The 11,970-nt window shown below is 68.5% G+C and carries 9 protein-coding genes and 1 tRNA gene; 3 read left to right on the top strand and 7 right to left on the bottom strand.

The window, feature by feature from the left end; genetic code table 11:
- Positions 1-73: 73 nt before the first annotated feature.
- A complete protein-coding gene (locus RCH22_RS13545) occupies positions 74-1,177 on the top strand; it encodes a hypothetical protein (protein WP_327014402.1) in 1,104 nt (367 codons plus the stop codon).
- 492 nt (positions 1,178-1,669) lie between these two features.
- Here the strand turns inward: RCH22_RS13545 and RCH22_RS13540 are convergent, their stop codons facing one another.
- The 5 genes from RCH22_RS13540 to RCH22_RS13520 form a co-directional block, all read right to left on the bottom strand.
- Positions 1,670-3,178 (bottom strand): MFS transporter, encoded by a 1,509-nt coding sequence (locus RCH22_RS13540; protein WP_327014401.1) that lies wholly within the window; start codon positions 3,176-3,178, stop codon positions 1,670-1,672.
- 2 nt (positions 3,179-3,180) lie between these two features.
- Complete coding sequence (locus tag RCH22_RS13535) at positions 3,181-3,744, bottom strand: PadR family transcriptional regulator (RefSeq protein WP_327014400.1); 564 nt, start codon at positions 3,742-3,744, stop codon at positions 3,181-3,183.
- Between the two features lie 135 nt (positions 3,745-3,879).
- A tRNA-Pro gene (locus RCH22_RS13530) sits at positions 3,880-3,953 on the bottom strand.
- A 172-nt stretch (positions 3,954-4,125) separates the two neighbouring features.
- Positions 4,126-5,112: a metallophosphoesterase gene (locus RCH22_RS13525; protein WP_327014399.1), complete on the bottom strand. Its 987-nt coding sequence runs from the start codon at positions 5,110-5,112 to the stop codon at positions 4,126-4,128.
- The gene (locus tag RCH22_RS13520; RefSeq protein WP_327014398.1) at positions 5,109-7,631 is read right to left on the bottom strand and encodes a transglycosylase domain-containing protein; all 2,523 of its coding nucleotides are present in this window, start codon (positions 7,629-7,631) and stop codon (positions 5,109-5,111) included. The genes RCH22_RS13525 and RCH22_RS13520 overlap by 4 nt, the downstream gene beginning before the upstream one ends.
- A 110-nt stretch (positions 7,632-7,741) precedes the next feature.
- Between RCH22_RS13520 and RCH22_RS13515 the strand changes: the two genes are divergently transcribed.
- Entirely contained in the window at positions 7,742-7,903 is a 162-nt protein-coding gene (locus tag RCH22_RS13515) for a hypothetical protein (RefSeq protein WP_327014397.1), read from the top strand.
- A 54-nt stretch (positions 7,904-7,957) separates the two neighbouring features.
- Positions 7,958-8,428 (top strand): RidA family protein, encoded by a 471-nt coding sequence (locus RCH22_RS13510; protein WP_134449663.1) that lies wholly within the window; start codon positions 7,958-7,960, stop codon positions 8,426-8,428.
- On the opposite strand, the gene RCH22_RS13505 is transcribed toward RCH22_RS13510, so the two are convergent.
- The gene (locus tag RCH22_RS13505) at positions 8,425-9,696 is read right to left on the bottom strand and encodes an acyltransferase (protein WP_327014396.1); all 1,272 of its coding nucleotides are present in this window, start codon (positions 9,694-9,696) and stop codon (positions 8,425-8,427) included. The two genes, RCH22_RS13510 and RCH22_RS13505, sit on opposite strands and share 4 nt — an antisense overlap.
- Before the next feature lie 62 nt (positions 9,697-9,758).
- Entirely contained in the window at positions 9,759-11,714 is a 1,956-nt protein-coding gene (acs, locus tag RCH22_RS13500; protein ID WP_327014395.1) for an acetate--CoA ligase, read from the bottom strand.
- Positions 11,715-11,970 lie beyond the last annotated feature (256 nt).

The following is an 11,970-nucleotide window of genomic DNA, read 5'->3' as shown; positions in this document are numbered from 1 at the left end:
GTCACGTCCCGCTGACCGGGATTTACTGACTGGGCCGCCCCCACCCGAACAGGGGCGGCACGGGCAGGTTGCTATGGACGCGCCACAACACCGGTCGTGGTTCCGCCGAACGGTCGGCGGGTGCGCCCGCGTCGTCGGGGCCGTGAGCCTCGTGCTCGTCGCGGCGACGCCCACGTTCGGCGCCGCCCGCATCACAGCGGATGCCCCCGCGCCCGACCCTGCCTCCGCGTCCGCCGCTGTCGCGCCCGGCTCCGGCACCGGCTCGGTCACTGGCTTCGCGCCGTCGTCGGCCGCCGGGGTCCGTGGGACAACCTCCGCCTCGCCCGCCGAATCCTCCTCCGGCTCCTCCGGCTCCTCCGGCTCCTCCGGCTCCTCCGGCTCGTCGGTCTCGTCGGTCGGCGCCGTCGGGTCCGGCCGGTACGCGAACCTGCAACGGACACCTTTCCGGTCGAGAGTGACCTTTGTGCCGGTCACCCTCGACCGGAAAAGTGCTTCTCGCGGTCTCATCGACTGGCAATCTCCGCGGCCGGGGTTCGCCGGGGCGGTGGCCCGGCTCGCGTTCGGCGCCACGCAGTCCGCCGCCGCGCACACGGAACGGATCGCGGAAGCCGCGCGCATCGCCGAGGTCGCCCGCGTCGCGGAAGTTGCCCGGGTCGTCGAGGTTGCCCGCGTCGCGGAAGTTGCCCGGGTCGTCGAGGTCGCCCGTGTCGCGGAAGTTGCCCGGGTTGCGGAGGAGGCACGGGCCACGGAAGCGGCGGCCGTTGCTGCGGAGGCGGCCCGGGTCGCCGCGGCCGCGCATGCCGTTGCGGAAGCGGAAGCGGCAGCATCCGCCGCCGCGCAGGGCGTACCTACCTACACGAAGTACGTTTGGACGAGTGGCTGGCAGGCGGAGATCGACCGCTGCCAGGGCGCCGTCGACCTCAGCGGCAACTACGGAGTCGCGGTGATCGCCGAGCACTGGTCGTGCGGCGGGTCGCACTTCCCGGTGGGCGGCACGCTCATCGCGCTGACCGGGGTGCGGTCGGGCACCTACCGGGTCGGCGCGGTCGTCGCGATCCTCAACGCGAACACCGAACGCACCGACGCCATCCCGCGCGGCTACGACCTGCTGTACCAAACCTGCATCAACGGCTCGAACGCGACCATGTCGTTCACCGAGCTCACCCGGGTCGGCTGACTCGCGGCATCCGCTTGCTGCAGCGCTGCTCATTTCGACGAGCAGCGCCCGTTCTCCCTCATGCCCGCGCCGGTTTCGGCAGGCTGCGCCCGAATCGGCGGTAGCGGCTTGCGGAAACCGGCGCGGTGGCGAGAGCGGATGCGCGCACTCATGTCGCGAGGGATGTCGTCCGGGCCGACCGTGGGCATCCACACCCGTGCATCCGCGCCAGTTTCGGCGAGCAGCGCCCGTTCTCCTTCACGCCCGCGCCGGTTTCGGCAAGCCGCGCCCGTTTTCCCTCACGCCCGCGCCGGTTTCGGCGAGCCGCTCCCGTTCTCCCTCATGCCCGCGCCGGTTTCGGCAGGCTGCGCCCGTTTTCCCTCATGCCCGCGCCGGTTTCGGCGAGCAGTGCCCGTTCTCCTTCACGCCCGCGCCGGTTTCGGCAAGCCGCTCCCGAAACGGCGGTAGCGGCTTGCGAAAACCGGCGCAGACGCGACGAGCGGATGCCGCGGGCTAGAAGTGCGCGTCGACCCGCTTCGGCAGCACGAAGACGAGCAGCAGCGCCAGCACGCTGAACGCGGCGCTGACGGCCATCGCATCCGTCGCGGCGGTCGTGAATGCGGATGCCAGGGCGTCCTTCCCCGGCCCGGTGACGACGAGGTTGCCGAAGAGCACGCTGCCGATCACGGCGATGCCGACGGCGGCGCCGACCCGCTGCATCACGCCGACGACACCGCTCGCGGCACCGGCCTCTGCGCGGTCGACGGTCGCGACGATGAACTGCGCGTTCGGGGCGATGAAGAACCCACTGCCGAGGCCCGCGATGAGCAGCGGCGGAAGCAGCTCCCAGTTGGTGATCGACGGGCCGATCAGGAGCAGGGCGAGATAGATCCAGATCAGGCCGGTCGTGACGAGGGTCACGCCGATCACGAGCACCGTGCGGCCGAGGCGCTGCGCCAGCCGGTTGCTCTGCGAGGCGGCGACGATGTTGCCGATCGCGAACGGGATCGAGACGAGCCCGGACTCGAGGGCGGTGTGGCCGAGCCCGGCCTGCCAGAGGATCGAGATCGTGAAGAAGATGCTCGTGAACGCCGCGAAGTAGACGAGCGCGAGCACGACTCCGCCGGAGAAGGCGGGGTGCGAGAACAGGTGCGGCGGCACGAGCGGGCTCTTACCGCGGCGGGTGTAGTTGACTTCCCAGGCCCCGAACAAGACGAGGAGCAGCGCGCCGGCGGCGAGGGTGAGGTAGGTCCAGAGCGGCCAGCCCTGGTCCTGGCCCTCGATGAGTGGCACGAGCAGGGCGACGAGGCCCCCGGAGAGCAGCACGAGCCCGACGAAGTCGATGCCCGAGCTCGGCTTGTTCGGGTCGCGCTCGGCGCCGGCGGGGAGCATGAACACGGCGGCGATGAGCGCCGCGACGCCGATCGGGAGGTTGACCCAGAACACCAGGCGCCAACCGTTCTCGTCGCCGAACGCCTGGATGATCAGGCCGCCGAGGATCGGGCCGAGCGCGGTGGAGACACCGATGACCGAGCCCATGATCGCGAACGCCTTGCCGCGCGCCATCGGCGGGAACACGAGCTGGATCACAGCGGTGACCGCGGGCACGAAGATACCGCCGGCGAGGCCCTGCACGACGCGGGCGATGATCATCTGCAGGTCGTTCTGCGCGAGGCCGCAAGCGAGGCTCGCGATGGTGAAGAGCGCGAGTCCGGTGAAGAAGACCCATTTGTGGCCGATCCGATCGCCGAGCCGCCCGGCGGGAATGAGCGCGAGGCCGAACGCGAGCGCGTACCCGGAGATGATCCAGGACAGCGTCGCCTCTGAGGCGTTCAGGCTCTCACGGATGGTCGGCAGGGCGACGTTCACAATCGTGGTGTCGAGCAGCGCCATGAACATGCCGGCGAGCAGCACGATCAGGGCCTGCCACGCGTGGCGGGGGATCACGACGGGCGGTCGGGTGCCGGGCGTGCCGGTGCCGGAGCCGGCCCCGGTGGTGGTCGGAGCGTTGGTGTCTGACATGGTCAGTCGGCCTTTCGGGCTAGTTCGTCCGCGACGATGTCGGGGAGGACGGTGACGAGGTGTTCGTGCCAGGTGATCTCGGCGCGCAGGCGGGCTGCCTTGTGCTGCATGACGAAACTTTCACTGGCGGTGAGATAGGGGAGGGCGCGCGCCGTGGTGGCCTCGGAATCGGTGAGCATGGCGCGGAGGGCGAGCAGGCGTGCCTCGATGGTCAAGGGGAGCTCGTCGAGGCGGTCGGGGTCGAGCCGGGTCATCGCGAGGTCGAACGGATCGGGCTTGAGCACGATCGTGCGTAACCCCTCGAGCCGGAGCGCGGCGAGGTCCTGGCGCCCGGCATCCGAAATCTCGTAGACCTGCCTCTCGGGGTAGTGGCCCTCGCGCTCGACGCGGGCCACGACGATCAGCGCCTCGGTCACGAGCCGCTTGATCGCGCCGTACACCGCGCCGACGGAGATGTCCGTCCACATGTGCACGTGCTCCTCCTCGGCGAGCAGGCGGAGCTGGTGGCCGTGCATCGGCCCGCGCTCGGCGAGGGAGCCGAGAATGAACAGGCGAATCGATGACATGCGCCTACTCTCGCACGAGTAGTCATGCGAGTCAAGGCCGAGAGTGAGCGTACCTCCCGAGCGGATGCCCACCCTGCCCACAGCAGAAAACCCCCACTCTCGCGAGTGGGGGTTTTCTGCTTCTGTGTGTTGCTGTCGGGGTAACAGGATTTGAACCTGCGACCTCGTCGTCCCGAACGACGCGCGCTACCAAGCTGCGCCATACCCCGATGGCTCGTAAGCCTTGTCAAGTATAACCCCATGTACACGGATGCTCGGTGCAGCCCCCGAACGGAGCCCGCGCAGGCCGCCACGCGGCATCCGCCCTCGCCACCGCGCCGGTTTGCGCAGGCCGCCACCGCCGTTTCGGGCGCGGCCTGCCGAAACCGGCGCGGGCGCGCGCTACGCCGAGGCGGTCAGGGTCAGCAGGGTCGCCTCTGGCGGGCAGGCAAAGCGCACCGGGGCGTAGATCGAGGTGCCGAGGCCGGCCGAGACGTTGAGGTAAGCGCTGCGGAGTCCGGATCCCCAGAGGCTGAGCCCCTTGACCTGCGAACGCGGAATGTCGCAGTTTGTGACGAGGGCGCCGAAGCCGGGCACGCAGACCTGGCCGCCGTGGGTGTGCCCCGCGAGGATCAGCTGCGCGCCGTGGTTCACGAACGAGGTGAGCACCCGGCGGTACGGTGCGTGCGCGACGCCGATCGTGACCGTCGGCCGTGGCTCGCGGTGCTCCGCGGAGTCCGGCCAGATCTCGTCGCCGAGCGGGTCGTCGCCGCGAAGGTCGTCGACGGCCCGGGTGATCAGGTCGAGGCGGTCGCGTCCGATGTGCGGGTCGTCCACGCCGAAGAGCTCGAGGTGGGTGCCGTTGATGTCGAGCGCCTCAGCGGAATTGTTGATGTCGTTCCAGCCGAGGTTCGCGAAGATCCCGTGCAGACGGTCGGTGTCGAGCCGGTTCTGCGGGGCGGCCTTGAGCAGCGACGGTCCGCCGAAGTACCGGAACGGGTTCTTCAGCTGCGGTCCCCAGAAATCGTTGGAACCGTTGACGAAGATCCCGGGGATCCCCGCGAACGGCTCGAGGGTGTACGCGAGGGCGTCGAAGGCATCCGCGTGGCCGAGGTTGTCTCCGGTGTCGACGACGAGGTCGGGCTTCAGCGCAGCGAGGCTGCGCACCCACTCCTGCTTGTCCTTTTGCCAGGGGGCGAGGTGCAGGTCCGAGATGTGCAGCACCCGGATCGGTTTCGAGCCGGGGGCGAGCACGGGCACGGATGCCTCACGCAGGGTGAACATCCGGCGTTCGAGCAGAGTCCCCCAGGCGAACGCGCCGGCACCGGCCGCGGCTAGCGCGCCCGTGCCGACGAGGAGGGCCTTGGCCCCGGTGCCGAGAGTGCTCATCCGCCGGCCTTGCCGTTGTTGGAGTTGCCGTTGGGCGTGACCGCGAGCTTTCCGATCACGATCGTGATGGTGTCACCGGGCTTGGCTCCGCCGCCGGCGGCCGGGGACATCGAGATGACCTTACCCACCTGTGTCGGATCGGTGGTGTCGCCGTCCGTCTTCACGACGGCGAACTTGCCGAGCGTCGATCTCGCCTCACCCTCACTCTTGCCGACGACGTCGGGCACGACGATCTGCGAGGCGTTGCTGGTGTACACGGTCACGCTCGAGCCGCGGCTCGTGCTTGTTGCTCCTGCCGGGTCGGTCTTGGCGACAGTGCCGCCGGGGAGCTCCGAGTCGATCGGGCCGCCGTCGACGAACAGGAAGCCGGCCGCCTCCAGGGTGGACTGGGCCTCACTGATGCTCTTGCCGCGGAGGTCCGGGATGGGGATCTGAACCGCATTGACGATCGTTCCGGTCGCGGCGGGGAACGCGTCTCCGCCGTACTTGGCGTTGGCGACGCTCATGATGACCGGCCACATCCGGTGCCGTGCAGTGGCCGCCTGGCCGCTCGCGAAGGTGGTGCTGCGCTGGTCCTTGTCGCCGGTGACGCTCATCACTCCGACGATGGTCGCGACCTTGCTGCTTGCGCCGCCCATCCAGGTGTCCTTGTTGCCGTCGGTGGTACCGGTCTTACCGATCATCGGGACCTTCGGGCTCGTGGCCGAATTGGAGGCGATTGCGGTTCCGCTGGTCATGACCTGTTGCATCGCGGTCGTCATGCCGGCAGCGACGTTCGGGTCCACCGACTGGTGGCAGTCGCTTGTCGGCGCAGGGAGCGTGGTTCCGTCGGAGCCGGTGATGTGGTCGATCACGATGGGGCTGCAGGTGGTGCCCTGGTTGGCGATGCCTGCGAAGGCGACCGCCATGCTCAGCGGTGCAACCTCGTTGGTGCCGAGTACCGCGGAGGCACCCTGCTCGAGCGGGCCGCCGTCGGCGCGGGTCACGTCGAAGGCCTCGGCCGTCTTGCGGATGGCACACAGGTCGAGTTTCTTGGCCATGCCGATGAAGCCCGTGTTGATCGACCCGATCGTGGACTGCAGGGCGCTGTAGTTGGCGCCGGTCTCGGACGACGAGTCGTTCTTGGGGTTGTAGCCGGGGAAGCTCACGGTTCCGCCGGTGGCGCAGCTGTCCCGGAAAGTGCCCCAGTTCGACTTGATACGGGAGTCGACCCGCTCATTGAGGGAGTGGCCTTCGGTGAGCCACTCGGCGAGGGTGAACACCTTGTACATCGAGCCGGGTTGGAACCCGTGCGAACCGCCCTGGTCGACGTTGGTGTTGTAGTTGATGCCGGTGTAGTTCGCTCCGGTGGCCTGGACGGCCGGGTCCTGGCTGTAGTCCTTGTTCTGCGCCATGGCGAGCACCTTCCCGGTGCCCACGCCCACGCTCACGGCGACGCCACCGACGTCCCAGCCGGGGAAGGTGTCGGGAACGTTGGCCTTCAGCGTGGCCTCGGCGGCCTGCTGCATGTCCAGGTCGAGGGTCGTGTATACGTTGAACCCGCCGCGACGGAAGTTGGCCATCCTGGTCGTGTCATCGGTGCCGAAGACCGGGTTGTTCTGCAGGGTGCTCACGACGAGGTCGCAGAAGTAGGCGCTGCCGCCGGCGGTCTGGCAGCCGGTCGAGGGTTCGTGGATGCTGGGCTCGATGGCCGAGGCGACCGCGGCATCGTGGTCGGCCTGGTTGATCTTGCCGTACTTGAGCATCTGGCCGAGGATGTAGTCGCGGCGGTCCTTGTTCGCGGCGTACCCGTTCGCGGCGCCGTTGGTCGCGCTGTCGGGCTGGTCGAGCTGGAACTTGACCGGGTTGTTCACGATCGCGACGAGGCTCGCCGCCTGCGGCAGCGTCAGCGTCGCGGCGGTCGCGCCGTAGTAGTACTCCGCGGCGGATTCGATGCCGTAGACGGTGCCGCCGAAGCCGGTGATGTTCAGGTACTGGCGGAGGATGTCGTCCTTCGCGTACTTCTTCTCCACGCCGATCGCGAGGCGCATCTCCTTGAGCTTGCGGTCGGGAGTGGTTGCGGTGGCCGCGTCATAACAGTCCGACTTCTTCTGCGCATCCGTGAGCACTTCGCACTTCTGCACCAGGACGTTCTTGACGTACTGCTGGGTGATCGAGGACCCACCGCGGGTGCCGCCGCCCCCAAGGGTCGAGACCAGGCCGCCGACGGTGCCCTGCAGGTCGACGCCGCCGTGGTCGTAGAACCGGGGGTCTTCACCGGAGGTCGCGGCGTCCTTGACGAACTGGTTGATCGCGTCCGAGGCGACCTCGACGCGGTTCTGGTCGTAGAACGAGGCCAGGAGATAGGGGGCGCCGGTACTCGTGGTTGCGTAGATGTTGCTCTTCTGCGAGAGCTGGTCGATCTTCAGGTAGTCCGGCAGGTTCTCGAAGACGTTGATCGTGTTCGTGGCAGCCATGCCCGACAAAGCGAGAGCGGGAGTGACCGCGGCCGTCACGAGAACGCCGACGATTGCACTCATTCCAACGAAACCCAGGAGACCGCCCAGGGAGCCGCTGACCGTTCGATTTTTGGCAGACATACAATTGAGCGTAAGGGACAAATCTGTAAAACCGCCTGAATCGGAGTCTTATGCCTGCCTGGGAGTACCTCACCACCCCGCTGATGATCCACAACACCGCCGCCATCCTGAACAGCTGGGGATCGGACGGCTGGGAGCTCGTCCAGGTCGTGCCCGGACCGGAGGGCGGCCTCGTCGCATACCTCAAGCGTCCCGTCGCTGCTGCCGTTTGACAGTGCCGCTGTTTCGCTCGCTTCGCCACACCTACGCTGTGAAAAGGACTGATCATGTCGATCATTGATGCTCGCCTCGCCGAACTGGGAATCGACCTGCCCAGCGTGGTTCCCCCGGTGGCGTCCTACGTTCCCGCTGTCGTCTCTGGCAACCTCGTCTTCACCTCCGGCCAGCTGCCGATGGTGTCCGGCGTGCTGCCGGAGACCGGCAAGGTCGGCGACGGCCACGGTCTCGTGCCCGCCGCGGACGCCCAGGAGTACGCCCGCCTGTGCGCGCTCAATGCCCTCGCCGCGATCAAGGCTGTGATCGGGTCGCTCGACCGCATCACGCAGGTGGTCAAGGTCACCGGGTTCGTCGCATCCGACCCCGGGTTCACCGGCCAGCCCGGCGTCGTCAACGGGGCGTCGCAGGTGCTCGGCGAGATCTTCGGCGACCGCGGCGTGCACGCCCGGTCGGCAGTCGGGGTCGCGGTGCTGCCGCTCGACTCGCCCGTCGAGGTGGAGCTCATCGTCTCCTTCGCTTAGGCGCTCGCGCGCTCGTTCTCGGGCGCGGGAGCGGCAGGGCGAGCGGATGCCGACGCATCCGCTCGCCTGCCGCCGCGCCTGCGTAGCGCCCCGGCCTTCTCGCTCGCCCACCGGCCCGTCCAGTTCGCGAGGCGTTGCGAGGGCAGCTCGACCCACAGATACATCAGCTGCGCGAGCACGAGGCTGAGCGGTACCGACACGAGCGCGCCGACCCACCAGCGGCCAGGGCCGAACATCGTGCCGAAGGCGACGACGACCGGGAAGTGCACGAGGTAGAGGCTGAAGCTCACCCTGCCGAGCCAGACCAGCGGCCGGGCGGAGAGCGGGCGCTGCAGCGGGGGCCAGAGCGCGACGACGGCGACGACGAGCACGGCGCCGGGCACCCGCAGCGCGAGTGTCAGGTCACCCCAGAGCCCGCTGAGTTGCGGGCGCAGCAGCCAGTGCGACACGAGCAGGGCAGGGCCGAGGGCGGTGACCCCGACCCAGATGGCGGTGCCGCCGCGCCGCGCGGCGACCCGGGCCGCCCAGGCGCTGAGCGACTCGTAGTTCGCGGCGAGCAGGGCGCCGAGGCCGAACGCGGGCAGGTACATCAGCGGTTCGATGCCGGTGACGTACCCGGTCGCACTCACGGCGAGGAACACCGCCGCCCAGAGCGCGGGCAGTCGGCGGGTCGCGACGGCGAGCAGCACGCAGATCGGCAGCAGAAGCGAGAACCACATTTCCCAGGTCAGCGACCAGAGCGGCGGGTTGACGTCCGGCCGGCCGGAACCGCCGATGACGCTCGCCTCGCCGAGCAGGTTGGGGAGGCCGATGTCAGGATTGTCCTGCCGCTTGAGCCAGCTGCCGCCGACGTCGATGCCCGCGCGCGGCACGAGGAGGATCCACGCGGCGGCGAGGGCGACGGACACGACGACGGGGATCGCCAGGCGGATGATGCGGCGCGGGTAATAGGCGACCCAGTCGTAGCCGCGGGCTGCGAGCCCGTTCGCTGTGCTCGCGGCCCGGCTCGCGAGCGGTGAGCGCACGAGCACGAAACCGCTGAGTACGAAGAAGACCAGCACGAACTCGGGTCCGGCGACGAGGAACTTGAGCGGGGTCAGGGTCGACCACCAGCCCGCCGAACCGGTGTCGACGCCGACGGTCGACTGGTATGCGGCCGCGATGCCGGGAGCGGTCATCGAGACGTGGTGCACGAGCACAATGCCCGCGGCGACACCGCGGAGGGCGTCGAGCGCGACCAGGCGTCCGGACGAGGGAAGACGAGGCATTGTCCCCACGATAGGGGTGCCGCTTGTGAAAACCCTCACTGCCCCTCGTCCGGCCGGCCCGGCTACCGCAGGGTGCTCTTGATCACCTGCATCACGGAGGTATCGGCGAGGGTCGTCGTGTCGCCGATTTCGCGGCCCTCTGCGACGTCCTGCAGCAGGCGGCGGATGATCTTGCCCGAGCGGGTCTTCGGCAGCTCGTTCACGATGAAGATCTGCCGGGGCCGGGCGATCGCGCCGATCTGCTGCGTCACGTGCGCACGCAGCACCGCCTGGATGTCCTCGTGCGAGGACTCCTCGAGGTGGCTGTACTTGATGATCACGAAAGCGACGACGGCCTGCCCGGTCGTCTCGTCGTGCGCGCCGACCACGGCCGCCTCGGCCGTCATCGGGTGCGACACGAGCGAAGACTCGATCTCCGCGGTGGAGAGCCGGTGCCCGGAGACGTTCATCACGTCGTCGACCCGGCCGAGCAGCCAGATATCGCCGTCCTCGTCGAGGCGGGCGCCGTCGCCGGCGAAGTAGCGCGGGTTCTCCTCACCGAACTTCTCCCAGTACGTCTCGATGAACCGCTCCGGGTCGCCCCAGATGCCGCGGAGCATCGACGGCCAGGGCTCGGTGACGACGAGCAGCCCGCCGTTACCGTGGCCGACGTGCACGCCGGCCTCGTCGAGCACGTCGATCGACACCCCGGGGATCGGTACCTGCGCGGCGCCCGGCTTCGCGACGGTGACCCCGGGAAGCGCCGAAATCATGATCGCGCCGGTCTCGGTCTGCCACCAGGTGTCCACGACCGGGGCGACGTTACCGCCGATCACCTCGCGGTACCACATCCACGCCTCGGGGTTGATCGGTTCGCCGACCGAGCCGAGCAGCCGCAGGCTCGACAGGTCGAAGCCCTGGGGAATCTGGCGGCCGAGCTTCATGAACGTGCGGATGGCCGTGGGCGCCGTGTAGAGGATGCTGACCTTGTACTTCTCGACGATCTCCCACCAGCGGCCCGGATGCGGGGTGTCCGGGGTCCCCTCGAAGAGGACCTGCGTCGCCCCGTTGGCGAGCGGGCCGTAGGTCACGTAGCTGTGACCCGTGATCCAGCCGACGTCCGCGGTGCACCAGTAGACATCCGTTTCGGGGTGCAGGTCGAAGACGTTCTTGTGGGTGAAGGCGACCTGGGTGAGGTACCCGCCGCTCGTGTGCAGGATGCCCTTGGGCTTACCGGTTGTGCCCGAGGTGTAGAGGATGAACAGCGGATTCTCGGCGGGGAAACCCTCGGCCTCGTGCTCGGCGTCGACGCTCGCGAGTTCGTCGTGCCACCACAGGTCGCGGTCGGTCCACTCCACGTCGTTGCCGGTGCGCTTGACGACGAGCACGTTGCGCACGGTCGTCGGCACACCGGTCAGCGCCATGTCGACCGCGGGCTTGAGGGGCGTGACCCGGCCCTTGCGGTAGCCGCCGTCCGCGGTGATCACGAGCACGGCGTTCGCGTCATCGATCCGTGAGCGCAGGCTCTCAGCGCTGAAGCCGCCGAAGATGACCGAGTGCACGGCGCCGATCCGGGCGACGGCGAGCATCGAGATCACGGCCTCCGGAATCATCGGCAGGTAGATCGCGACCCGGTCCCCGGCCCGCACACCGAGCTTTGTCAGCACATTCGCAGCGCGCTTCACTTCGGCCGTCAACTCGGCGTAGGTGATCGCGCGGGAGTCCCCTGGCTCGCCCTCGAAGTAGAGCGCGACCCGGTCGCCATTGCCCGCGAGCACGTGCCGGTCGAGGCAATTCCAGGCCACATTGAGGTGCCCGTCCTCGAACCATTTCGCGAACGGCGGGTTGGTCCAGTCGAGCACGGTGGTGAACGGCTTGTGCCAGTGCAGCAGGTCCCGGGCCTGATCGGCCCAGAATTCGAGGCGATCGTTCGCGGCATCCGTGTAGAGCTGCGCGGTGCCGATGGCGTGGTCCGCGAACTCGGCAGTCGGTGCGAACCTGCGGGTTTCGTTGAGAAGGTGGTCGATCTGAACGCTCATAGCTTGTCGCTCCTTTGCGATGACGGCCGGGTGCGTAACAAGCCGCTCGTGCACCATACCCTGACGATCCGCGAACTCACGTTGCGGGGAATTGCGGAGCGGCTCTCCCTCCGGAGAACTCCTGACGATCATCGGAGGTCACCCCTGAATGGGGGCCGCGTCTCCGTGTCCTCATTTATGAGGACACGGGGGACTTGCGCATCTTGATTTTCCTTATACACTTGGACACGTCCGAACGAAAGTTTTGACCTGCATC

This window comes from Cryobacterium sp. GrIS_2_6, assembly GCF_035984545.1.
Lineage (GTDB): Bacteria > Actinomycetota > Actinomycetes > Actinomycetales > Microbacteriaceae > Cryobacterium.
The sequence above is the reverse complement of the archived record's forward strand: the minus strand, read 5'-3'. Positions and strand labels throughout refer to the sequence as shown.

Coding starts and splice junctions, on each gene's coding strand:
- RCH22_RS13515 (WP_327014397.1), top strand. CDS start 7,742: ATGCCTGCCTGGGAGTACCTCACCACCCCGCTGATGATCCACAACACC.
- acs (WP_327014395.1), bottom strand. CDS start 11,714: ATGAGCGTTCAGATCGACCACCTTCTCAACGAAACCCGCAGGTTCGCA.
- RCH22_RS13520 (WP_327014398.1), bottom strand. CDS start 7,631: ATGAGTGCAATCGTCGGCGTTCTCGTGACGGCCGCGGTCACTCCCGCT.
- RCH22_RS13525 (WP_327014399.1), bottom strand. CDS start 5,112: ATGAGCACTCTCGGCACCGGGGCCAAGGCCCTCCTCGTCGGCACGGGC.
- RCH22_RS13545 (WP_327014402.1), top strand. CDS start 74: ATGGACGCGCCACAACACCGGTCGTGGTTCCGCCGAACGGTCGGCGGG.
- RCH22_RS13535 (WP_327014400.1), bottom strand. CDS start 3,744: ATGTCATCGATTCGCCTGTTCATTCTCGGCTCCCTCGCCGAGCGCGGG.
- RCH22_RS13540 (WP_327014401.1), bottom strand. CDS start 3,178: ATGTCAGACACCAACGCTCCGACCACCACCGGGGCCGGCTCCGGCACC.
- RCH22_RS13505 (WP_327014396.1), bottom strand. CDS start 9,696: ATGCCTCGTCTTCCCTCGTCCGGACGCCTGGTCGCGCTCGACGCCCTC.
- RCH22_RS13510 (WP_134449663.1), top strand. CDS start 7,958: ATGTCGATCATTGATGCTCGCCTCGCCGAACTGGGAATCGACCTGCCC.